Origin of the sequence: Pseudomonas sp. Ps21-P2, from assembly GCF_039672565.1 — a bacterium.
Taxonomy (GTDB): domain Bacteria; phylum Pseudomonadota; class Gammaproteobacteria; order Pseudomonadales; family Pseudomonadaceae; genus Aquipseudomonas.
On record NZ_JBDFPL010000008.1, the window covers coordinates 345865 to 368790 of the forward strand.

Genomic DNA, 22926 nt, shown 5'->3' on the forward strand with positions numbered 1-22926 from the left:
AGAACCCAGAGGCGAGCCAAATCGCCCCATCGCTTAACCAACATTGTTCGTGGAGAGAAAAACTGATGCTCAAGACATTGAAGCTCACCGCCTTATCGGTAGGCATGATGTGCGCGGCGCAAGCCATGGCAGCGGACCTGACGGTCATTTCCTTCGGTGGCGCGAACAAGGCGGCCCAGGAACAGGCCTTCTACGCGCCGTGGGAAAAAGCCGGCAACGGCAAGATCATCGCCGGCGAATACAACGGTGAGATGGCCAAGGTCAAAGCCATGGTCGACACCAAAAGCGTTACCTGGGATCTGGTGGAGGTGGAGTCGCCAGAGCTGTCCCGCGGCTGTGACGAAGACATGTTCGAGTCGCTGGCCTCGGTCGATCTCGGCAACAAGGACAGCTACGTCAAGGGCGCAATTTCCGAGTGCGGCGTAGGCTTTTTCGTCTGGTCCACCGTGCTGGCCTACAACGCCGACAAGCTGAAATCCGCACCAACCGGTTGGGCTGATTTCTGGGACACCGAGAAATTCCCGGGCAAACGAGGCCTGCGCAAGGGCGCCAAATACACCCTGGAATTTGCCCTGATGGCCGACGGCGTTGCGCCGAAAGACGTCTACAAAGTGTTGGCGACCAAGGAAGGCCAGGACCGCGCCTTCAAGATGCTCGACAAGCTCAAGCCAAGCATTCAGTGGTGGGAAGCGGGCGCACAGCCGCCTCAATATCTGCAATCGGGCGACGTCGTGATGAGCTCGGCCTACAACGGTCGCATCGCTGCCGTGCAGAAAGAGAGCAACTTGAAAGTGGTCTGGACCGGCGGCGTGTATGACTTCGACGCCTGGGCCATTCCGAAGGGCGCGAAAAACGCCGAAGAAGCGAAGAAATTCATCGCGTACTCCCTCATGCCAGAGCAGCAGAAGACCTATTCCGAAAACATCGCTTACGGCCCGGCCAATACGGGCGCGGTCCCGTTGTTGAGCGCTGACACCCTGAAAAACATGCCGACCACCCCTGAGAACATCAAGGATCAGGTGCAGATCGACGTGAAATTCTGGGCCGACTTCGGTGAGTCCCTGGAACAGCGCTTCAACTCTTGGGCCGCCAAATAAGAGCACTGCCCAGTAAGCGCTTCGTTGTGAGTTAGATCCGGGTGCGTCGTTTGACCTGTCTGAAAGCAGGGCAGAGGACGCGCTCTTTGTTCAAAGATTTCGGAGTTCACTATGGCCATCGCCGTGCCCCTGACTGAAGGCGCCAGCCCGACCCTGAAGCAACGCCTGGCCCGTGCCGAGCGCGTCAATCGCTGGAAGGCTCAGGCGTTGATCGCGCCATTGGTGATCTTCCTGTTGCTGGTGTTTCTCGTGCCGATCGCGGCACTGCTCTACAAAAGCGTCAGCAACCCGGAAGTGGTGGGTGGCATGCCGCTCACGGTGGTGGAAGTGGCGAAATGGGACGGCAAGGGGCTGCCGCCTGAGGCGGTGTACAAAGCCGCGAGCCAGGACCTGGCCGAAGCGCGCAAGAATCAGACCCTGGGCGATTTGTCCAAACGCTTGAACCAGGAGTTGGCGGGCTACCGCAGCTTGTTGGCGAAAACCGCCCGCGCCATGCCCTTCAAGGAAGAGCCGGCCTCTTATAAGGAAGCGCTGGAAGCCGTCGATGAACGCTGGGGCGATCCTGCGTATTGGCAGGCGATCCGCCGCAACACCTCAAGCTTTACCCCCTATTACTTGCTGGCCGCTGTCGACCATCGCATTGATGACCTCGGTGAAGTGGCGCCCGCGACGCCCGATCAGGCGATTTACATCGACATCTTCGCCCGCACTTTCTGGATGGGCCTGGTGATCACCGTGATCTGCCTGCTGCTGGCGTATCCGCTGGCGTACCTGCTGGCCAATCTGCCTGCACGGCAGAGCAACCTGTTGATGATTCTGGTCCTGCTGCCCTTCTGGACGTCGATCCTGGTGCGCGTCGCCGCCTGGATTGTGTTGCTGCAATCGAGCGGCCTGATCAACGGCGCGCTGATGGCCATGGGCATCATCGATAAACCGCTGGAATTGGTGTTCAACCGGGTCGGCGTTTACATCTCGATGGTGCACATCATGTTGCCGTTCATGATCCTGCCTATCTACAGCGTGATGAAGGGCATCTCGCCGACCTACATGCGCGCCGCGATCTCCCTGGGCTGCAACCCGTTCGCGAGTTTCTGGCGCGTGTATTTCCCGCAGACCTACGCCGGTGTTGGCGCGGGCTGTCTGTTGGTGTTCATCCTCGCCATCGGTTACTACATCACCCCGGCGCTGCTGGGCAGCCCGAACGATCAGATGGTCAGTTATTTCGTGGCGTTCTACACCAACACCAGCATCAACTGGGGCATGGCGACGGCGCTGGGCGGGTTGCTGCTGCTGGCGACCGTCGTGCTGTACCTGATCTATAACTGGCTGGTCGGCGCCAGCCGCCTGCGTCTGAGCTGAGGAGAACGACCATGTTGAGCCCTTATTCCTCGCCCATCGAGCGGGTCTGGCATTACACGCTGCGCACGCTGTGCGGGTTGATTCTGTTGTTTCTGGTACTGCCGGTGCTGGTGATAGTGCCGCTGTCGTTTAACTCCGGCAGCTTTCTGGTCTACCCGCTGCAGGGGTTTTCGCTGCACTGGTACCAGGACTTTTTCGGCTCGGCGGAGTGGATGCGTGCTTTGAAGAACAGCCTGATCGTCGCGCCGGCTGCCACGGTACTTGCCATGGGGTTCGGGACGTTGGCGGCCATCGGTCTGACGCGCAGCAACTTCCCCGGCAAGGCGCTGATAATGGCGCTGGTGATTTCGCCGATGGTGGTGCCGGTGGTGATTGTCGGGGTGGCGAGCTACCTGTTTTTTGCGCCGCTGGGTCTGGGCAACAGCTATATCTCGCTGATCCTCGTGCATGCCGTGCTGGGTGTGCCGTTCGTGATCATTACGGTGTCGGCCACGTTGCAGGGCTTCAATTACAACCTGGTGCGCGCAGCGGCGAGTCTGGGCGCTTCGCCCACCACAGCGTTTCGGCGTGTGACCCTGCCGCTGATTGCACCGGGTGTGATCTCCGGGGCGCTGTTCGCCTTCGCGACCTCGTTCGATGAAGTGGTGGTCACGCTGTTCCTCGCAGGCCCGGGCCAGGCGACCTTGCCGCGGCAGATGTTCAGCGGCATCCGCGAAAACCTCAGCCCGACGATTGCCGCCGCCGCGACGTTGCTTATCGGCTTCTCGGTGGTGTTGCTGCTGGTGCTGGAATGGCTGCGTGGTCGCAGCGAGAAACTGCGCACGGCGGTGGAATGATCAATCCCCGCCGCAGGAACTGACCGGGCCGCGAATGGTAGGACCGGTTTTAGCCGAAAAGGCGTCGGGTGCCGCGCCGCAAAATTGATAGCGCACACATGGGCCTCTTCCCGGCTGAAGCCGGTCCCACAAATGCCATCTAACTCCCCCGCTTCACCACAAAACTGACGCATCCCACGATCCGGTCTATGTTTGACTCAGCGCATGCCACCCTGCCTTGTAAAAGAGCCACGTCTCCAACAACAACGTAAAGGACGAGCCCGATGAGCGTTTCTGCCTTCAAAATCGCCAATAAACTGATCACCGGCCCGGCTGCCATCGAGCAGCTGTCTGCCGAGCTAACCCGGCTCAACGTTCAAAACCCGCTGATCGTCACCGACGCAATCCTGGTCAAATCCGGAACGGTCGATCTCGCGCTGGCCCAATTGGGCGGCCGTCGGTATGGCTTGTTTGATCAGGTCAAACCCGAGCCAGAAATCGCTATCGTTGAAGACTGCACCCGGGCCTACCGTGACGGCGGTCATGACGGCCTGATCGGCGTGGGCGGCGGCAGTGCTATTGACATCGCCAAAGGCGTCGCCGCGTTCGCCAGTCACGAAGGGCCGCTGGCCGAGTTATTCGGGGTTGATCTGGTCAAGCGCAAAGGCCCGCCACTGATTGCCATTCCGACCACCGCGGGCACCGGTTCGGAAGTCACCAACGTGGCGATCTTTTCGGACAAACAGGCCCAGCTGAAAAAAGGCATCGTCAGCGATTATCTGTTGCCCGACGTCGCGCTGGTCAGCCCGTTGATGACCCTGACCTGTCCGCGCAGTGTCACGGCAGCCAGCGGAGTCGATGCCCTGGTGCACGCCATCGAAGCCTATTTATCAGTGAATGCTTCGCCGATCACCGACGCCATCGCGTTGGGCGCCATCAAGCTGATCGTCAAAGCGCTGCCCAAGGCCTACGCCAATCCGTCCAGCTTGCAAGCGCGAGAAGACATGGCCACCGCCAGTCTCATGGCCGGTATGGCGTTCGGCAATGCCGGGGTTGGCGCGGTGCATGCGCTGGCGTATCCGCTGGGAGGGCGTTTCAACATCGCTCACGGCGTCAGCAACGCGCTGCTGCTGCCCTACGTGATGGAGTGGAACAAACTGGCCTGCGTCGAACGGATGCGCGACATTGCCGACGCGATGGGCGTCCGCGTCGCGCATTTGAGCGACAGGGACGCCGCCGATCTGGCCGTGAAAGCCATGGCCGACTTGTGCGCAGCGGTGGGAATCCCGTCTGGCCTGCGCAGCTTCAATGTGCCCGAAGACGCCATTCCCGCGATGGCTGAGGAGGCCAGCAAGATCGATCGCCTCATGCGCAACAACCCGCGGAAACTGACCGCCGCCGACATCGAGAAAATCTACCGCGCGGCCTATTGATCCGGCTGGCCAGGCCAGGAACGTCAACCGCGACGACGGGCCAGCAACCAGCCGACGGTCAGCGTCAGGCCGGCGAGCACCATCAGCGTGGTACGTGGCCGTTGCTGGGTGAAGGTCGCCACTTCGTCCAGCAGATCGCCGTAACGTTCCTGCAGCTCACCCGCCGCTTGACGCGCCTTGCCTTCCATTTGGCTGCGCTCGTCACCGGTCAGGTTGCCGAAGACGTCTTGGGCCTTGCCAGCTGCCTGTTCCAGAACGCCTTTCACTTGTTCGCTTTTCATATCTTGGCTCCAGGAAATGAGTATCAGTGATGAATATCTCGCTGACCCAGACGGGTCAGCCACACTGATAGCTTAGAGCCCGGGCATCACTCCATGAAGGTGACTATGCACCAGAGGCACTGGCGCATTTGCATCACTCAGCGTTTACTTTTGCCCTGATTGGCGAACAGGTTTCGCTCCCTCGCCCAGACAATGGCTTCCGCCCGGCTGTGCACGTCGAGCTTGGAATACACCGTCGCGACATGGTTGCGAATGGTGTTGAGCGCCAGGTTCAGCCGTGCAGCGATCTCTTTGTCCGCCAGCCCCTCACAGATCAAACCCAGCACATCCCGCTCGCGAGCGGTCAGGTCGGTGAATGAAGCGCTGGGCATCTGTCGACTGTTGACCCGCTTGGCATTGGCCAGCTTTTCGATCAGCGTCTGGCTGAACCATGAGGCGTCCTGCATCACTGTTTCGATGGCCTCCACCAGCTCAAGCTCGGATCGCTTGCGCTCGGTAATGTCCATCAGTACGAAGAGGTAGCAGGCGTTGTCCTGAATCGTCACTGTGTCAGCGGCCAGCATGCAGTCCAGCGACTCGCTGCCTTTCTTGCGGACCTTCAGGTCGAGCCCGTCGACGCGGCCGGTGGTTTCCAGGACGTTGAACAGCCCGTCCATCACCGCGCCGTCCTCAATGAAGCCTAACTCCGCGACAGTCCGGCCAATCAGCTCCTGGGGGGTGTAACCGAGTGTGCTGAAGAACGCCTCGTTAGCTTCGACGATCTGTTGCCGATCAGCTGTACACACCAGTGTCGGCACCGGCGTCAGCTTGAACGCTTTGGCAAAACGCTCTTCGCTCTGGCGCAGCGCGGTTTCGGCTTTGCGTCTCGGCTCAAGGTCGGTGAACGAAAACAGCATGCAATCTTCTTCGTTCATGTCCAGCGGCTGCCCGGCGACGATGACCAGTTTGGTACCGCCCTCCGGCAACTTCAGCTCAGCCTGCATCTGCGGGATGGTCGCGCCCTGATTCAGACGCTCGATGGCGAGGTCCTTGCGCTCGGCATTTTCCAGCACGTCCACCTCGTACACCGAGCGGCCAATCACGTTCTCTCTCGAGTGCCCGGTCATTTCCAGAAAGCCCTGATTGACCTTGATGAAGCGCAGATCACTCAGGCGGCAGATCACGGCGGGGGCGGGGTTGGCGTTGAAGGTCTTTTCGAAGCGCTGCTCGGCGCCGGCCCACTCCGTTGCGTCGGCGAGGATCAGCACCAGCGATTCGGGAGTGCCGGTGCTGTCTTCAAGCACCATGCTGCGGACGCGATGGACCCAGCTGCGCTCCTCTTCTTCACCGATCTTGCTGACCTCGATGAGCACGTCGCTGAACACCTCGCCTGCCGCCACGCGGCTGATCGGATATTGGTCAACGTCCAGCGGATGATTGTTGCGATAACGCAGGGAAAACTTTTCGCGATAGGCCTCGCCGTTGGCGCCCAGTTCGCTGATCTCTTCGACCCCGTGCATCAGCAGCGCCGCTTCGTTGGCCCAGATGATGGTCTGATCGACCTCCACCAGCATCACCCCGTCCGACAGACCCGAGATGATCTGCTGCAACTGGCGGCGGTTGGTTTCTCTGGCGAGGATGGCCTCTGACATGCTTGCTCTCCTGACGTCTCAATGCGGTCGGGCTTCGGTCAGCCGGGCGCTCCACGCTATCGGACCGGCTGGCAAAAGCTTAGTGCTGCAGCTTAGTGCAGCCGTGCTTGCGAGGGTCGGTGCGAATGCACCAGCCGAAGCGGTGCAAATGCGCCATCACATCTCTCAACGCGCTGATCAAACTGGTTTCACGTCTCATAAGACGCGGTGAGTCCGCCCTCGCAGGCTCGCCCTTATCAACGCAGGTGGTGCATTTGCACTGATACGTCGGTTGCACGCCTGATGTGCACCCCCTGCACCAGAGGAAATTTTCATGGCTTCGACCTACGCAACATCTGCTGTTCTGGGCAGCGCTTCGCCGTTTCGAGTGTCTTGGGGATCGGTGTTCGCTGGTGCGGCAATCACGCTGGTGACCTATCTGGTGCTCAGCGTGCTTGGCACGGCGATCGGCGCGGGCGCGCTTGATCCGATGGCTCAAGGCAACCCGCTCAGCGGTTTCGGCAAGGGCGCCGGCGCCTGGTTGTTTATCAGTACCCTAGTGGCCATTGCCGCCGGTGCCTGGGTGTCGGGTCGTACTGCGCCGGACCGTGGTGGTCTGCATGGTTTGCTCAGCTGGACGGTCAGCACGTTGCTGACCACCTGGCTCCTCGCGTCGCTGGCCGGCTCGCTCGTCGGCACTGCCGGCAACATCGCCGGCAAGGGTATTTCCCTGGCGGCCGACGGCGTGGCTGCTGCCGCACCCGGTGTGGGCCAGAGCATCAAGCAACAGCTGGATAAGAACGGCATCAGCCTGGATTGGGACAGCCTGAAATCACAGCTGGACACCACGCTTAAGCAGTCCGGCAAGCCAGAGCTCGATCCTTCGAAGCTGGATCAGAAAGCTGACGTGGCTGGCGCCGATGCCAAGCAGACTGCAGAGCAGGCGTCTACCGATCCAACCCAGGCCGGCGATCAGTTGAAGCAGTGGTTTGATCGCGTCCAAAAAGCCGGCGAACCGGCCTTGAACGCTGCCGACAAGGACGCGCTGGTCAACATCGTTGCGGCCCGCACCGGCAAGAGCAAAGCCGAGGCGCAGCAGATCGTCGACAACTATGCCCAGGCCTATCAGCAAGCCGCGGCGAAAGTGGCAGAGCTCAAGCAGCAAGCTGAGCAACAGGCCCGTGAAGCGGCGGATGTCGCGGCCAAGCAGGTCGCCAAGGCGGCGTGGGGCACGTTCTTCATGCTGATCATCGGCGCGGCGTTGAGCTTTGGTCTGGCCCGTTATGCCCTGAGCTCGCGTCCTCGTCTGCTGGTCGAGACCGTGTAAGGTTTCAGCCGTCTCTTTTGATTCTGAATCCCCGAATCAAGCCTGGGCCCGGTGCGCAATGCTGTCGCACCGGGCCTTGTGCCGTTGACGCACCCTGAGTCACGCCGCTCGGATCACTCTCGTGCGACCCAACGCACGTTTCAAACTCTTGGAGTACAATGCGCGCCACCGTGATTTCGCTCATAAAAGGTGCGTCATGCAGCCCTTCGCTATTGCTCCTTCGATTCTGTCCGCCGATTTCGCCCGCCTGGGAGAGGAAGTCGACAACGTCCTGGCCGCTGGCGCCGACATCGTCCACTTCGACGTCATGGACAACCACTACGTCCCCAACCTGACGATCGGACCGATGGTCTGCGCGGCATTGCGCAAATACGGCATCACCGCGCCCATCGACGTTCACCTGATGGTCAGCCCGGTGGATCGCATCATCGGCGACTTCATCGACGCCGGGGCAACCTTCATCACCTTCCACCCGGAAGCAACCCAGCACATCGACCGCTCTCTGCAACTGATCCGCGAAGGCGGCTGCAAGGCGGGTCTGGTGTTCAACCCGGCGACCCCGCTGAACCTGCTCGAATACGTCATGGACAAGGTCGACATGATCCTGCTCATGAGCGTCAACCCGGGCTTCGGCGGTCAGAAATTCATCCCCGGCACGATCAACAAGCTGCGCGAGGCCCGCGCGCTCATTGACGCGTCCGGTCGCGACATCCGTCTGGAGATCGACGGCGGCGTCAACGTCAACAACATCCGCGAGATCGCCGCAGCCGGTGCCGACACCTTCGTCGCAGGCTCGGCCATTTTCAACGCGCCTGATTACCGCGAAGTCATTGCGAAGATGCACGCAGAACTGGCGTTGGCCCGTTGACCAGCGGCTTCGAGCAGCTGTTTCCGGGCCGTCTGCCCAAGCTGATCATGTTCGACCTCGACGGCACACTGGTCGACTCGGTGCCGGATCTGGCTGCAGCTGTGGATAAAACCTTGATCCAGCTTGGCCGGCCGCCGGCAGGAATCGAACGGGTACGTGACTGGATCGGCAACGGTGTGCGCGTGCTGGTACGCCGCGCGTTGGCGAACGGCATGGATCACACCGCCGTGGATGAAGAGTCCTCGGAGGCTGCGCTGGCGATTTTCATGGAGGCCTACAGCGGCAGTCACGCGCTGACCAAGGTCTACCCTGGCGTGCGGGAAACCCTGAAATGGCTGCAGAAGATGGGCGTCGAGATGGCGCTGATCACCAACAAGCCGGAGCGCTTTGTTGCGCCGTTGCTGGATGACCTGAAGCTCGGCCGGTTCTTTCGCTGGATCGTGGGTGGCGACACGCTGCCGCAGCAGAAACCCGACCCGGCGGCGCTGTTCTTTGTCATGAAAATGGCCGGCGTACCGGGGTCGCAGTCACTGTTCGTGGGTGACTCGCGCAACGACGTGCTGGCGGCGAAAGCGGCGGGTGTGGCCTGTGTGGCGCTGAGTTACGGCTACAACCACGGACGCCCGATCGCGGAAGAGTCACCGGCACTGGTCATCGACGATTTGCGCATGCTGATTCCGGGCAGTTCTGCCGGTTGCTTAGCGCAAGGCGCTGAGATAACGTTGCCCGACCTCAAGTCTCCCTCCTTTAGAGAATCCGTCGTGGTGGTCACTCGCAAACTCTGGATGAAAGTCATCAAGGCCCTGGCCCGCTGGCGTTGGCGCGCCTGACTTGAATCTGGCCGGAGCCCCGGCGCGTTTGCATCCCTGACCGTTTTCCCTCAGACCACGAGGCTGATATGACCCGCGAAGAATACCTGCGTTTGGCCGCTGAAGGCTACAACCGCATTCCCCTTGGCTACGAAACCCTGGCCGACTTCGATACGCCGCTGTCGATCTATCTGAAGCTGGCTGACGAGCCCAACTCCTATCTGCTTGAGTCGGTGCAGGGCGGGGAGAAGTGGGGGCGTTATTCGATCATCGGGCTGCCATGCCGCACCGTCATGCGCGTGCATGACCATACCGTCAGCGTGACCCACGACGGCGTCGAGATCGAGCGCCTGGAAGTCAAAGACCCGCTGGATTTCGTCGAGACCTTCAAGGCGCGCTACAACGTCCCGACCATCGCCGGTCTGCCACGCTTCAACGGCGGCCTGGTGGGCTACTTCGGTTATGACTGCGTGCGTTATGTAGAGCCGCGTCTGGGCAAGTGCCCCAATCCTGATCCGTTGGGCGTGCCGGATATTCTGCTGATGGTGTCCGATGCCGTTGTGGTGTTCGATAACCTGGCCGGCAAGATGCACGCGATCGTGCTGGTCGATCCGGCTGAGCTTGAAGCCTACGAAGATGGCCTGGCGCGACTCGAAGCGTTGATGGAGAAATTGCGCCAGCCGATCACGCCCCGTCGTGGGCTGGACCTGACCCGTCCGCAGGCGGCGGATCCGGTGTTCCGTTCCAGCTTCACCCAGTCGGATTATGAAAAAGCCGTCGACACCATCAAGGAATACATCCTGGCGGGCGATTGCATGCAGGTCGTACCGTCCCAGCGCATGTCCATCGACTTCAGCGCCGCCCCGATCGACCTGTATCGCGCGCTGCGGTGCTTCAATCCGACGCCGTACATGTACTTCTTCAACTTCGGCGACTTCCATGTCGTCGGCAGTTCGCCGGAAGTGCTGGTGCGGGTCGAAGACAACTTGATCACCGTGCGCCCGATTGCCGGGACGCGTCCCCGTGGCGCCACCGAAGAAGAAGATCACGCGCTGGAAGTCGATCTGCTGTCCGATGACAAAGAGATTGCCGAGCACCTGATGCTCATCGATCTGGGACGCAACGACACTGGGCGCGTTTCGGAAGTCGGCTCGGTGAAGCTCACCGAGAAGATGGTCATCGAGCGTTATTCAAATGTCATGCACATCGTGTCCAACGTGACCGGTCAGCTGAAAAGCGGCCTGACGGCGATGGATGCGCTGCGGGCCATCTTGCCGGCGGGCACGTTGTCGGGCGCGCCGAAGATTCGTGCGATGGAAATCATCGACGAGCTGGAGCCGGTCAAGCGCGGGGTGTACGGCGGCGCCGTGGGCTACTTTGCCTGGAACGGCAACATGGACACCGCGATTGCCATTCGCACCGCCGTGATCAAAAACGGCGAGCTGCACGTGCAGGCCGGTGGCGGCATTGTCGCCGACTCTGTGCCAGCGCTGGAGTGGGAAGAAACCCTCAACAAGCGCCGCGCCATGTTCCGAGCGGTAGCCCTGGCGCAGCAGACGCCTGAGGCTTGATGGTTGGTCTGCTCATGAAAACGGCGCACGGGGCGCCGTTTTTTATGCCGAACACCAATCCGTTGTAGGAGTGAGCTTTGCTCGCGAAGGCTGATTCCGCGCCGCTAAATCTTTAGCGTGCTCAACGAAACCTTCGCGAGTAGGTGGAGCGCCACCCAGGGCGCTCCGACATGTTTTAAGTGCGTCAGAAATCCAGACTCACCGCCAGATTCACCCCTTGCTGCGTCACGTCATCATTCTTGCGCCAGTTATAGCCGGCCCGCAGCGTCAGGTCCGGCGCCAGTTTCTGGCTCAGGCCCACGCTTGCACGATTCAGACTGCGCTGGGGGTCATAGCCTTTCAGATCAAAGTCCACGCCCGGCACGCTGTTCAGCGCGATGGTCACGTCCTGCTGATCGGTGTCGAACTCGCGCTCATGGGCCACTTCGCCAAACACTTGAGTCTGCGGCGTGACGTCGAACTTGCCTTGCAGCCCCGCGCCTAACCGTTTCGACTTGCGCGTCTGGTCGTCGTAATTAAGTGCCGTCGCGCGCGCACTGTTCTCCGAATAGCCATCGACATTGACGTGGGAATAGTCGGCGCTGATGAACGGCGAGAAATGCCAGCGACTGCTCTGCTCGGCCAGATCAAAGCCCACGCGGCCACTGATGGCCCACAGGTCGCCGTCGGTGTCGCCTTTCTCTGCCCCTTCGCTGATGCCCAGCGCGAACTTGCGCTTGAGGTTGTCGTAGTCGAGCTTTCCGCCCGAAGCGGCCAGGTCCGCCCACCAGTGTTGCGCCTGATATTGCACGAACGCGGTCGCGATATAGCTGTTGAGTTTGTAGTCCGAGTCCTTGGCACCGGCTTCGAGGGTTTGCCGGTAAGCGCCCGCAACCAGGCCGGCTCTCCAATCCTCGGCGAAGCGGTAGCTGCCACCCACTGTGAGGTTGTAGCCATGACCGTCGCCGCTGGCGGAATTGCTTTGCGCGTCGAAATCCATTTTCTGACCGCCGCCGGCGACGATGGCGCGCCATTCACCAACGTTCTGCCAGTTGCCCCAGTCCGCCAGCCATTGACTGCGCAGTTCATCCTGTTGCGCGCGCAATGTGCCGTTGGCCATTTCCGGCAGCAAGGTGATCTCCCACGGTGCCGACAGAATCGAATACCCGTAATCGGCGATAAGGCGTTGACCCGCAACCGTCGGGTGCACGCCGTCGTTGAACAGCAGCTTGGTCGGATCAGGGGTCAGGCCGCCAATCCCGTAGACGCTGTTGGCGGTGCAGTTGTTGCCGTTGAAACAGGTGCCAACCAAGTTCTGATCGGCCGCCAGCCCGTAGCGCGCCGGGTCGGTCAGGACATCACGTATGAGCCCCGGGACATTGAGCGGAATGACTTCGGCATCGATTTGCCCCAGCCGATTGACCAACTGCTGGTTGAACACCCCGCTCAGCAACGTCGATGGCCCCTGTAATGGCGTGCCGAATACAGCGGGTGTGCGGCCGATGTCCGGCAGCAGCCAGACCATGATGTAACGCGCGCCGGCCTGGGACAGGATTTGTGCGCCGTTCGCCAGGTTGTTGGCAGCGTTGACGGCCTGTCCCGCACTCAGCACCCGGCCCTGAAGGAAGTCGTTGCCGCCCCCGGTCAGGTAGTAAAGGGCGTTCGGGTCAGCCCGCGAGCTGTTTTCAACCAGATAACCGGGTCGTGTCCGGAACACCGTCGTGACGCCCGTCGACGCATCGGTGTTGGCAACCTGTGATTGGGTGGTGATCGCCGCGAGGATCTGATCGGTCCGGTCGCCGCCCACGGCCCAGTTATTGCCGTCCGCCAACCCTTGCGCCGCGCGAACGGGGGAGGTCGACGCCTGCAAATCACCGGGCGCCACGCCAAGCATTCCGCCCAGCAACGTTGATGAGTTCAGACCGAATGCCTCTCCGCTGCCGTTGAGGTACGTCGGGCCGGTGCGGTTGGTGAAGCGCAAGGTCGCGCCCGGTGGTCCGCCCGCATCGGGGAACTGTCCGGCGTCGGCGAGGCTGTCGCCGAACACGATCATCGTTGAATAGGGGGAAGAGGCGGCCAGGGCGGAGGAGCAAGCGAGCGAGAGCAGGCAAGCCGCGAACGGCCAGCGCAGTGTGGCTTTGAGCATGGGGGCATCCCTTATTGTTTTAGTGCTGTACGAGAAGGTAGCAGCCGCGACATAAATCACCCACGATGCTGTGGCATTCACGGCAAATATTCTGTACCGCCTTCCACGCTGCAATCTGCACCTTGCGAACGTTCAAATCCTGCCAATCGGCCTCTGAGCCGCGCCATCCGGGCACTGCGATATTGCGCGGCCTGCGGCGGTACGCTACTGTGCGGCAACGTATGAACGAGACCTTTCCTGTGTCGATTGTCAGCAGCTTCTTGATGCGCGTTATCAAGGGCCACGCCCGTTGGCGTTGGCGCGCCTGACTATTTCCCCCGCCGGCCCCGCCGGATCTGTATTGATATGCCTTCTGATGCCTCGGTTTTGCAGTGCCTCGCCGGAACACTTCCTGCGACCCCTCTGCGTGCCACTGAGGTCAGTAAACAGAAGGCCACGTTATAAAGTCAGTCATTCAAAAGGTTAAGCACCATGCTGCTGATGATCGATAACTACGACTCCTTCACCTACAACGTCGTGCAGTACCTGGGCGAGCTGGGTGCCGACGTCAAAGTCATTCGCAACGACGAGATGACCGTCGCCGAAATCGAAGCCCTGAACCCCGAGCGCATTGTCGTTTCCCCCGGCCCGTGCACGCCGAACGAAGCCGGCGTGTCCATTGACGTGATCAAACACTTTGCCGGCAAGCTGCCTGTGCTCGGCGTCTGCCTGGGCCATCAGTCAATCGGCCAGGCGTTTGGCGGCGACGTAGTGCGTGCGCGCCAGGTCATGCACGGCAAGACCAGCGAGCTGATCCACGAAGACAAAGGCGTGTTCGAAGGCCTCAAGCATCCGCTGACTGTGACCCGCTATCACTCGCTGGTGGTCAAGCGCGAGACACTCCCGGACTGCCTGGAATTAACCGCTTGGACTCAGCTCGAAGACGGCTCGGTCGATGAAGTCATGGGCCTGCGACACAAAACCCTTAACGTTGAGGGCGTTCAATTTCACCCTGAGTCGATTCTTTCCGAGCAGGGCCACGAGCTGTTCGCCAACTTCCTCAAGCAGACCGGCGGCACCCGTCAGGGTTAAGGGCAATTCGACATGGCAATGGATATCAAAACGGCGCTGGGCCGGGTTGTGAATCAACTGGACCTGAGCACCGATGAAATGCGCGACGTCATGCGCGAAATCATGACCGGCCAGTGCACACAGGCGCAGATCGGCGCATTCCTGATGGGCATGCGCATGAAGAGCGAAAGCATCGACGAAATCGTCGGTGCCGTGTCGGTCATGCGCGAGCTGGCGGATCAGGTCCAGCTCAAGACGCTGGACGGCGTGGTCGATATCGTCGGCACCGGTGGCGATGGGGCGAACATCTTCAACGTCTCGACCGCCGCTTCATTCGTGATCGCGGCGGCCGGTTGCACAGTGGCCAAACACGGCAATCGCGCGGTCTCCGGCAAGAGCGGCAGCGCTGATTTGCTGGAAGCCGCAGGCGTTTACCTGAACCTGACCCCAGTGCAAGTGGCGCGCTGCATCGACAGCGTCGGTATCGGCTTCATGTTCGCGCAGACCCATCATGGCGCCATGAAGCACGCCGCCGGGCCACGCAAGGAACTGGGCCTGCGGACCCTGTTCAACATGCTCGGTCCACTGACCAATCCTGCCGGCGTCAAGCATCAGGTGGTCGGCGTGTTCAGTCAGGCGCTGTGCCGGCCATTGGCCGAGGTGCTACTGCGCATGGGCAGCAAACACGTGCTGGTGGTGCACTCCCAGGATGGCCTGGACGAATTCAGCATCGCCGCGCCGACGTTTGTCGCGGAACTGAAGAACGGCGAAGTGACCGAATACTGGGTGCAGCCGGAAGATCTGGGCATGAAGAGCCAGAGCCTGTTCGGCCTGGTGGTCGACAGCCCGGCGCAGTCGCTGGAATTGATTCGCGACGCGTTGGGTCGGCGCAAATCCGAGCACGGCCAGAAAGCTGCTGAAATGATCGTGCTCAACGCCGGCGCCGCGCTTTACGCGGCTGACCATGCGTCGTCATTGAGAGAAGGCGTGGCCTTGGCCCACGACGCATTGCACACGGGCCTGGCCCGCGAGAAGCTGGAAGAACTGGGTGCCTTTACCGCGGTATTCAAGCAGGAGAATGAAGAATGAGCGTGCCGACGGTATTGGAAAAGATTCTGGCCCGAAAGGTCGAGGAAGTCGCTGCGCGCCGTGCCAGCGTCAGCCTCGCCGAATTGGAAACCTTGGCCGCCGCAGCCGATGCGCCGCGTGGGTTCGCTAAAGCAATGATTGCTCAGGCCAAGCGCAAGCAGCCGGCCGTGATTGCAGAAATCAAGAGGGCTTCGCCGAGCAAAGGCGTGATCCGCGAAAACTTCCAGCCGGCGGAAATCGCCAAGAGCTACGAAGCGGGCGGGGCGACGTGTCTTTCCGTATTGACCGACATCGATTTCTTCCAGGGCGCTGACGAGTATCTGAAGCAAGCCCGGGCGGCGTGCTCGCTGCCGGTGATCCGCAAGGACTTCATGATCGACCCGTATCAGATTGTCGAAGCACGGGCATTGGGCGCCGATTGCATCCTGTTGATCGTGTCGGCACTGGATGATGTGAAGATGTCCGAGCTGGCATCGGTCGCCAAAGATGTCGGCCTCGACGTGCTGGTTGAAGTCCACGATGGCGACGAGCTGGAGCGGGCACTCAAAACCCTCGACACCCCGCTGGTGGGCGTCAACAACCGCAACTTGCACACGTTCGACGTCAGCCTGGAAACTACCCTCGACCTGCTGCCACGTATTCCCCGTGATCGGCTGGTCATTACCGAAAGCGGTATTTTCCACCGCGCCGATGTCGAGCTCATGGAAATCAGCGATGTCTATTCCTTCCTGGTGGGCGAGGCGTTCATGCGCGCCGAGAAGCCGGGCGTGGAACTGCAGAGACTGTTCTTCCCGGAGAAAGGCACGGCGATCAAGTCCGGCGGGCTGGACTGATCCAGGGTTGTAGGCCAGAAAGCCATCGCTCTTCGCGTCAGGAGGCAGCATGACCCTTCAGCTCTTGGAAACCTGCGTTGAAGCCGGCCTCAAGGCCGAGCAAGACCTCCTGGCGTCGGTGTGTGATGGCCACGCTGACAGTGGCTTGCTGTTCTGGCGGCCTATTGATCGCGCGTTGGTTATGCCACGCCGGTTGAGTCGGCTTCCCGGCTTCACTGAAGCCAGCGAAACCCTCGCCGACAGTGGCTGGCCCGTCCTGTTGCGTGAAAGTGGCGGCGAGCCGGTGCCGCAATCTTCTTCAACCGTCAATGTGGCGCTCGTGTATGTCCAGCCGGACACCGATCTGGATCGCGACCGCATCGAAAATGCCTACATGCGCCTGTGTCAGCCGATCCTCGATACCCTGGGGGAGCTGGGCGGCGCTGCATCCCTGGGCGAAGTCGAAGGCGCCTTCTGCGATGGCCGCTTCAACGTCAACCTCAACGCTCGCAAGATGGTCGGCACCGCGCAGCGCTGGCGCCAGAGTCAGGGTGGCAAACGGCCGGTGGTGTTGGCCCATGCCGCGATGCTGCTGGATGACGAGCGCGTGGCAATGGTCAACGCGGTCAACCGCTTCAATGAGACCTGTGAGCTGGATCAACGATGCAAAGCAGAAAGCCATATTGCTTTGCATGAGCTATTTGACGCGCCGGATTTTCTAACCCGCCTGAGGGAACGATACGAACGCCTGCTCGCCCGGATCTGATTCCGCTGCGGGCATCGAGCACGTCGTTAGCGGGTGCCGAACACCACCATGGTTTTGCCCCGGACATGCACCAGATTCTGCTCTTCGAGCGACTTGAGCACACGACCGACCATTTCTCGGGAACATCCCACGATACGGCCAATCTCCTGGCGGGTGATCTTGATCTGCATGCCATCGGGGTGGGTCATCGCGTCGGGCTGTTTGCATAGATCGAGCAAGCTGCGGGCAACGCGCCCGGTGACGTCCAGAAACGCCAGATCGCCGACCTTGCGCGTGGTGTTGCGCAGCCTTTCGGCGATCTGCGCACCGATGGCGTACATCAACTCAGGGTCATGCTGACTGAGCTCGCGGAATTTGGCGTAGCTGATTTCGGCCACTTCACATTCGGTTTTAGCACGCACCCAGGCGCTGCGCTGGGCGCCGGCGGCCGTCTGCTGAAACAGCCCCAGTTCGCCAAAGAAATCCCCGCTGTTCAGGTAGGCCACAATCATCTCGCGGCCTTCGTTGTCTTCGATCAGGATCGTCACCGAGCCCTTGATGATCAGGTATAGCGAGTCCGATTCTTCGCCTGCGCAAATGATGTTGCTCTTCGCCGGGCATCGTCGTCGCTGGGCGTGCGGCAGCAGTTTGTCGGCGATTTTCATCTTGTTCGGAGGCGGCACGGCGAGCATGGCTGTATCCCGTAAAAAACTGCGCCCTGAGGCATTCCTAGAGGTATCGGCAGTATTTCCGATTTAACGCAGTTCAACAGCGGCAATTAGCCTTTTTTTCAGACACTTCCTACATTTCGGTCGTTTTCGGGCATGTCCAGTCCACTCAGCGATGGTAGGGCCCTGTGCTAAGCTGGCCGCCATTTTTCAAGCATTGGAGTCCGGTGATGAAGGCGCGTATTCAATGGGCGGGTGAGTCGATGTTCCTCGGTGAGTCCGGCAGCGGCCATGTGGTCGTGATGGATGGCCCACCCGAAAGCGGCGGTCGCAACCTGGGTGTTCGCCCGATGGAAATGGTGCTGATTGGCTTGGGTGGCTGCAGTAACTACGACGTGGTCAGCATCCTCAAGAAAGCACGTCAGCCCATCGAGAGCTGCGAGGCGTTTTTGGAAGCAGAGCGCGCCAGCGAAGATCCCAAGGTGTTCACCAAGATCCACCTGCACTTTGTGGTTAAAGGACGCGGTCTGAAAGAAACGCAGGTCAAGCGTGCGATCGAGTTGTCGGCCGAGAAATACTGCTCGGCATCGATCATGCTGGGTAATGCGGGCGTCGAAATCACCCACGATTACGAGATCATCGAACTGGGCTGAGCAACGCTCAATTTTCACAAAAGCGGTGCAGGCTATGGCATGCGACTTCTGACGTCTGCATAATGCGCCCCTTTTTCAGGGCGCGACCGCCGGATAGCCGGCTCGCCTCCGACCAGACAACCAAAATCGCCAACGCGAAGAGGTGTTAACCGTCCTACGCAGCTGAGCCGGGCTCAGTTGACGGGCATGCTTGATCACGCGGCCAGCGCCGCACCCATATAGAGAGTTTTTAACGGTGAAAAGCAAACTCAAGCTCCACGGGTTCAATAACCTGACCAAGACCTTGAGCTTCAACATCTATGACATCTGCTATGCGGAAACCCCGCAAGACCAGCAGGCTTACGTCGAGTACATCAACAGCGTGTACGACGCCGAACGCCTGACGCGGATTCTCACCGATGTCGTCGATATCATTGGCGCGAACATCCTGAACATCGCGCGTCAGGACTATGACCCACAAGGCGCCAGTGTGACCATTCTGATCTCCGAGCAGCCGGTCACGCCGACTGACAGCCAGATCGAAGAATCGCCGGGTCCGCTCCCGGAAACAATCCTCGCGCACCTGGACAAGAGCCACATCACGGTTCACACCTATCCTGAAATCCATCCCGTAGACGGCATCGCCACCTTCCGAGTGGACATCGACGTGTCGACCTGCGGCGTGATCTCGCCGTTGAAAGCGCTGAACTACCTGATCCACAAGTTCGAGTCCGACATCGTGACCGTCGACTATCGTGTGCGCGGTTTCACCCGTGACGTCGAAGGCAAGAAGCACTTCATCGACCACGAGATCAACTCGATCCAGAATTACCTTTCCGACGACACCCGCGACAGCTACCAGATGACTGACGTGAACGTGTACCAGGAAAACCTGTTCCACACGAAAATGCTGCTCAAGCAGTTCGAGCTGGACAACTACCTGTTCGGTGACGCCACCAGCAATCTCTCCGCTGAGCAGCGCGAGCAGGTGACTGGTCGCGTGAAGCACGAGATGCTCGAAATCTTCTACGGCCGCAACATGCCGGTCTAAGGTTTCAGCGGTACAAAAAAAGGCGCCTCTAGAGGCGCCTTCTTTGTATCTGGCTTTCAACGATAATCGGGCTCCGTAATAACAGCCCGAAATCGCAGTTTCGGTCAGATCCTGTAGGTGGTCTTGGTCATGACTTTGGCGATCAGGCTCATGCCGAATTTCACCGGTGCCGGAAAGCGGAATCCGCCTGCCTCGATCGCGCTTTCGGCGTGTTGCTCCTCGTCGGCACACATCTGTTTGAGAATCGCACGGGACTTCTCGTCCTCGACCGGCAATTGCTCCAGATGCTCATTCAAATGCTTGCAGACTTGATCTTCCGTCGCGGCAACAAAGCCCAGGCTGATCCGATCACTGATCAAGCCCGCCACTGCGCCGATGCCGAACGAAGCGCCGTAGAACAGCGGGTTGAGCACACTGGTATGACTGCCCAACTGATGAATGCGTTGCTCGCACCACACCAGGTGGTCGATTTCTTCCTCGGCGGCGTGCTCCATGGCTTTGCGCACCTGAGGCAGTTTCGCGGTAAGCGCCTGCCCCTGATACAACGCCTGAGCACAGACTTCGCCGGTGTGATTAATGCGCATGAGCCCGGCGACATGTCGGGTGTCGGTCTCATTCATCTTGATATCGGGTTGAACAATGGCAGGCGAGGGACGGTGTGCGTGCGCGCTGACGGGCAGCAGCGTCTTCATCGCAGCATCGGCCTGAAGCAGAAAACGGTCGATAGGGGAGTAGTGACGTTCGGTAGCCATGGGCGCCTCCGGGTAAATCCACGATGGCCAGTCTACCGCAAACGATGAAGCCGGGCTTGTCCGGCGTCAGCCCGCCGAGGCGCAAGGCACGCACTCGGCAGGTCGATAGAATCCGAACGCGGTGACTCAGCCCGGCGGCCAGTTCATCTGGCGCTGACCCAGCACGTGCATGTGAATGTGATAAACGGTCTGCCCGCCTTTCTCGTTGGTGTTCATGACCACGCGAAAGCCGTCCTCGCAACCCAGTTCTTTCGCCAGGCGCTGCGCCGTGAACAGGATATGGCCCAGCAGCCCTTTATCGTCTTCAGTCACGTCGTTGAGGGTGGCGATCGGCTTCTTCGGAATGACCAGAAAATGCACTGGCGCCTGTGGGGCGATGTCGTGAAAGGCCAGCACTTGATCATCTTCGTAGATGATCTTCGCCGGGATTTCGCGGTTGATGATCTTGGTGAACAAAGTATCCACAGCCTTCTTGCTCCGTTTCGAGGGGGATGAAGGCAGTGTACTGAGCGTCCCGGGTCACGCCCAGCCGTTTGTTGCGACGGGTCGCGTCAGACTGACGTACGAGATTTGAGAATCGAGCCCCAGAGTTTTCGCGTCATCCAGCGACCGGCGAAGCGCGGAACCCGCGTCAGCAGCCTGTTACGCCAACCCGGGATAATCACCGCACGGTTCTTTTCCAGCGCGCGAACCGTGTACAGCGCAACTTCTTCGGCGGTCATGTGTTTGTCGTGGGTGAACTTGCCGGCGTCCAGCTGTGCGGTGCGGAAAAACGCCGTTCGCGTCGGCCCGGGGCACAACACCGAAACCTTCACGCCGGTTTTATGCAGCTCCTCGCGAAGCCCCTCGGAAAAATGCAGTACATACGCTTTGCTCGCGGCGTAGGTGCTCATCCACGGCCCTGGTTGAAAGCCCATGATCGAAGCAACGTTGAGAATCTGACCGCCGCCTTGGACCGCCATCAGGTTGCCAACCGTGTGACACAGCCGCGTCAATGCGAGCACATTAAGGTCGAGCAGGTCCTGCTCTTGCGCCCATTCTTGAGCGAGAAACGGCCCGCTGTTGCCGATGCCCGCGCAGTTGACCAACAAATCGATGCTTCGCGCGCCCTCTTCGAGCTCTAGCAGAAAGCCCGAGAGGCGCAGCGGTTCACCCAGATCGCAGGCGCGGAACAGCACCTCGACGCCAAACCGTTGGGTGAACTCAAGTGCAATGCTTTCGAGCATCTCCCGGTGCCTGGCCACCAGAATAAGGTTGCGACCCCGGCGGGCGAGGGCTTCTGCCATCGCCAGGCCAATACCGCTGGATGCCCCTGTGACCATGGCGTAACGGGTCATGCAATTCTCCAGTGTTTGCAGCTCGTATTGAGACAGCGTCCTTGCTGCCAGATAGTTATTGGTCGTCGTTGCTGTCGGACGAGTCACCAATATCTACAGGATCAACGGGGACGGTCGGTTGTTCCGCGTCATTGGTGTCATTGGTGTCATCGTCGTAGGGCAATGCTTGTTCGTATGCGCTGGTGGTGGCTTCAACTTCTTCCTGAATGGTTTTCAGGCCACCCATCACCCCAGCCACGATCGCCAGCGCCAGTACCACAAGCCAGATTACTGCGAGGGCTTTAACGCGTGGCGTATTGGCGGGCGGCGGCGGACCATACTGATTAGGGCCTGTGCTACCGGGCACGGCCATCATCACGATTGGAAAGAAGCTGCCCACCACCGGCACCAGATTCAGCAGCAGCAACCAGGCCGACATACCGGCGTCATGCAGGCGCTGGGCGCCGATCTGGACACTGATGACGACAAACGCGACGAACGCGACGGTGCCCAGCAGCCCTCCCGCCACGAGCGAAACGCTGAGAACGCCGACACACAGGGCGGCGACCAGTATGGCCACGCCCACCAGCGCCATGCTCCACGCCAGATAGCGCAGACGGCCGATCCGCCCTTGAGTGGTAAACACCTTTAATTCGCCGACGGCGGGCCAGTCTTGTGCAACCGGTGTGCGCGGCGGCGCGTAGGGCGATGCCGCGGGTTCGAAGTATGGACGCTGGGGCGAGTGTTCAACGACTTCTTCAAGGCTCAGTGATACCGGCTCCTCAGGTTCGATACGGCCTTCGACACCCGCATCGTTCAGCGCCGCGAGATAACGCTGCGCGTCGTCCCGCGTCAGACTGCGCTTGATGGTCACCGGGTTGCCGGTGAATAGACGATCAACGCCGGAAACGTCGGTCTTGAACAGCTGCGCCAGGTTCAGGCGCGCTGTTTCCAGCTCAACACCTGTCCGCAACTGTCCCTCGAAAACGATCTTGAAGTGCTCCGCCATGCTGGCTTCCTTGTCTTTTGAGTTCATACGATGTGAGCAGTGCGCGTCAGAACGGTTTGACGACTACCAGAATGACCACAGCCAGCAGGATCAACACCGGTATCTCGTTGAACCAGCGATAGAACACATGGCTGCGGCCTGGTTCTCCGCGCGCGAAGCGTTTGACCTGAGCGCCGCACACGTGGTGATAGCCAATCAGCAGGACGACCAGGGTGAGCTTGGCATGCAACCAGCCTTGCTGCAGGAAACCCGGGGCCAGGACGATCAGCCAGATACCGAATACCAGTGTGGCGATCATCGAGGGAATCATGATGCCCCGGTACAACTTGCGCTCCATGGTGCAGAAACGCTCGCGGCTAACCGAGTCTTCGCTCATGGCGTGATAGACGAACAACCGCGGAAGATAGAACAGGGCTGCGAACCAGCACACCATGGCGACGATATGCAGGGCTTTGATCCAGAGATAGAGCATTTTGATTTGTTTCCAGGAACACGGTGCCAAATAGT

23 protein-coding genes are annotated in these 22926 nt (G+C 60.3%); 14 read left to right on the forward strand and 9 right to left on the reverse strand.

Annotated elements, in window-relative coordinates:
* Window positions 1-65: 65 nt before the first annotated feature.
* The 4 genes from ABEH28_RS21375 to ABEH28_RS21390 all read left to right on the forward strand — a co-directional run bounded on the left by ABEH28_RS21375 (window position 66) and on the right by ABEH28_RS21390 (window position 4704).
* Window positions 66-1097: a polyamine ABC transporter substrate-binding protein gene (locus ABEH28_RS21375; protein WP_346631014.1), complete on the forward strand. Its 1032-nt coding sequence runs from the start codon at window positions 66-68 to the stop codon at window positions 1095-1097.
* A 111-nt stretch (window positions 1098-1208) separates the two neighbouring features.
* Window positions 1209-2456 carry an ABC transporter permease gene (locus ABEH28_RS21380; protein WP_346631015.1) on the forward strand — a complete coding sequence of 416 codons (1248 nt, stop codon included), beginning with the start codon at window positions 1209-1211 and terminating at the stop codon, window positions 2454-2456.
* A gap of 11 nt (window positions 2457-2467) precedes the next feature.
* Entirely contained in the window at window positions 2468-3292 is an 825-nt protein-coding gene (locus ABEH28_RS21385) for an ABC transporter permease (RefSeq protein WP_346627140.1), read from the forward strand.
* 263 nt (window positions 3293-3555) lie between these two features.
* A complete protein-coding gene (locus ABEH28_RS21390; RefSeq protein ID WP_346631016.1) occupies window positions 3556-4704 on the forward strand; it encodes an iron-containing alcohol dehydrogenase in 1149 nt (382 codons plus the stop codon).
* A 23-nt stretch (window positions 4705-4727) separates the two neighbouring features.
* Here the strand turns inward: ABEH28_RS21390 and ABEH28_RS21395 are convergent, their stop codons facing one another.
* Window positions 4728-4985 (reverse strand): CsbD family protein, encoded by a 258-nt coding sequence (locus ABEH28_RS21395; RefSeq protein WP_346631017.1) that lies wholly within the window; start codon window positions 4983-4985, stop codon window positions 4728-4730.
* Between the two features lie 137 nt (window positions 4986-5122).
* Window positions 5123-6616, reverse strand: a complete 1494-nt coding sequence (locus tag ABEH28_RS21400) for a helix-turn-helix transcriptional regulator (protein ID WP_282372481.1) — start codon at window positions 6614-6616, stop codon at window positions 5123-5125.
* A gap of 313 nt (window positions 6617-6929) precedes the next feature.
* Between ABEH28_RS21400 and ABEH28_RS21405 the strand changes: the two genes are divergently transcribed.
* The 4 genes from ABEH28_RS21405 to trpE all read left to right on the forward strand — a co-directional run bounded on the left by ABEH28_RS21405 (window position 6930) and on the right by trpE (window position 11170).
* Entirely contained in the window at window positions 6930-7922 is a 993-nt protein-coding gene (locus ABEH28_RS21405) for a hypothetical protein (RefSeq protein ID WP_192173093.1), read from the forward strand.
* Window positions 7923-8118: 196 nt separating this feature from the next.
* Window positions 8119-8790 carry a ribulose-phosphate 3-epimerase gene (gene rpe, locus ABEH28_RS21410; RefSeq protein ID WP_122624536.1) on the forward strand — a complete coding sequence of 224 codons (672 nt, stop codon included), beginning with the start codon at window positions 8119-8121 and terminating at the stop codon, window positions 8788-8790.
* A 47-nt stretch (window positions 8791-8837) separates the two neighbouring features.
* Window positions 8838-9620, forward strand: a complete 783-nt coding sequence (locus ABEH28_RS21415) for a phosphoglycolate phosphatase (RefSeq protein ID WP_346631029.1) — start codon at window positions 8838-8840, stop codon at window positions 9618-9620.
* 68 nt (window positions 9621-9688) lie between these two features.
* Window positions 9689-11170, forward strand: coding sequence for an anthranilate synthase component I (gene trpE / locus ABEH28_RS21420; RefSeq protein WP_346631018.1), 1482 nt, complete (start codon window positions 9689-9691; stop codon window positions 11168-11170).
* 184 nt (window positions 11171-11354) lie between these two features.
* Here trpE and estP read toward each other — a convergent pair whose 3' ends face one another.
* Window positions 11355-13295, reverse strand: coding sequence for an esterase EstP (gene estP / locus ABEH28_RS21425; RefSeq protein WP_346631019.1), 1941 nt, complete (start codon window positions 13293-13295; stop codon window positions 11355-11357).
* Between the two features lie 471 nt (window positions 13296-13766).
* Between estP and ABEH28_RS21430 the strand changes: the two genes are divergently transcribed.
* The 4 genes from ABEH28_RS21430 to ABEH28_RS21445 are packed head-to-tail and all read left to right on the forward strand — an operon-like array spanning window position 13767 to window position 17012.
* Window positions 13767-14366: an aminodeoxychorismate/anthranilate synthase component II gene (locus ABEH28_RS21430; protein ID WP_282372476.1), complete on the forward strand. Its 600-nt coding sequence runs from the start codon at window positions 13767-13769 to the stop codon at window positions 14364-14366.
* An 18-nt stretch (window positions 14367-14384) separates the two neighbouring features.
* Window positions 14385-15434 carry an anthranilate phosphoribosyltransferase gene (trpD, locus tag ABEH28_RS21435; RefSeq protein WP_192173234.1) on the forward strand — a complete coding sequence of 350 codons (1050 nt, stop codon included), beginning with the start codon at window positions 14385-14387 and terminating at the stop codon, window positions 15432-15434.
* Complete coding sequence (trpC, locus tag ABEH28_RS21440; protein ID WP_346631020.1) at window positions 15431-16267, forward strand: indole-3-glycerol phosphate synthase TrpC; 837 nt, start codon at window positions 15431-15433, stop codon at window positions 16265-16267. The genes trpD and trpC overlap by 4 nt, the downstream gene beginning before the upstream one ends.
* 49 nt (window positions 16268-16316) lie before the next feature.
* Window positions 16317-17012: a lipoate--protein ligase family protein gene (locus tag ABEH28_RS21445; RefSeq protein WP_192173088.1), complete on the forward strand. Its 696-nt coding sequence runs from the start codon at window positions 16317-16319 to the stop codon at window positions 17010-17012.
* Window positions 17013-17038: 26 nt separating this feature from the next.
* Here the strand turns inward: ABEH28_RS21445 and crp are convergent, their stop codons facing one another.
* Complete coding sequence (gene crp, locus ABEH28_RS21450; RefSeq protein WP_346631021.1) at window positions 17039-17683, reverse strand: cAMP-activated global transcriptional regulator CRP; 645 nt, start codon at window positions 17681-17683, stop codon at window positions 17039-17041.
* Window positions 17684-17889: 206 nt separating this feature from the next.
* Between crp and ABEH28_RS21455 the strand changes: the two genes are divergently transcribed.
* Window positions 17890-18312 (forward strand): OsmC family protein, encoded by a 423-nt coding sequence (locus ABEH28_RS21455; protein WP_192173086.1) that lies wholly within the window; start codon window positions 17890-17892, stop codon window positions 18310-18312.
* A gap of 235 nt (window positions 18313-18547) precedes the next feature.
* Entirely contained in the window at window positions 18548-19342 is a 795-nt protein-coding gene (gene speD, locus ABEH28_RS21460) for an adenosylmethionine decarboxylase (protein WP_037019204.1), read from the forward strand.
* Between the two features lie 104 nt (window positions 19343-19446).
* On the opposite strand, the gene coq7 is transcribed toward speD, so the two are convergent.
* The 5 genes from coq7 to hemJ form a co-directional block, all read right to left on the reverse strand.
* Window positions 19447-20094, reverse strand: coding sequence for a 2-polyprenyl-3-methyl-6-methoxy-1,4-benzoquinone monooxygenase (coq7, locus tag ABEH28_RS21465; protein ID WP_282372473.1), 648 nt, complete (start codon window positions 20092-20094; stop codon window positions 19447-19449).
* Between the two features lie 126 nt (window positions 20095-20220).
* The gene (locus ABEH28_RS21470; protein WP_065991361.1) at window positions 20221-20559 is read right to left on the reverse strand and encodes a histidine triad nucleotide-binding protein; all 339 of its coding nucleotides are present in this window, start codon (window positions 20557-20559) and stop codon (window positions 20221-20223) included.
* Window positions 20560-20645: 86 nt separating this feature from the next.
* Window positions 20646-21431 (reverse strand): SDR family oxidoreductase, encoded by a 786-nt coding sequence (locus tag ABEH28_RS21475; RefSeq protein ID WP_282372471.1) that lies wholly within the window; start codon window positions 21429-21431, stop codon window positions 20646-20648.
* 55 nt (window positions 21432-21486) lie between these two features.
* Entirely contained in the window at window positions 21487-22419 is a 933-nt protein-coding gene (locus ABEH28_RS21480; RefSeq protein WP_346631022.1) for a DUF805 domain-containing protein, read from the reverse strand.
* A 46-nt stretch (window positions 22420-22465) separates the two neighbouring features.
* Window positions 22466-22891: a protoporphyrinogen oxidase HemJ gene (gene hemJ / locus ABEH28_RS21485; RefSeq protein ID WP_192173082.1), complete on the reverse strand. Its 426-nt coding sequence runs from the start codon at window positions 22889-22891 to the stop codon at window positions 22466-22468.
* Window positions 22892-22926 lie beyond the last annotated feature (35 nt).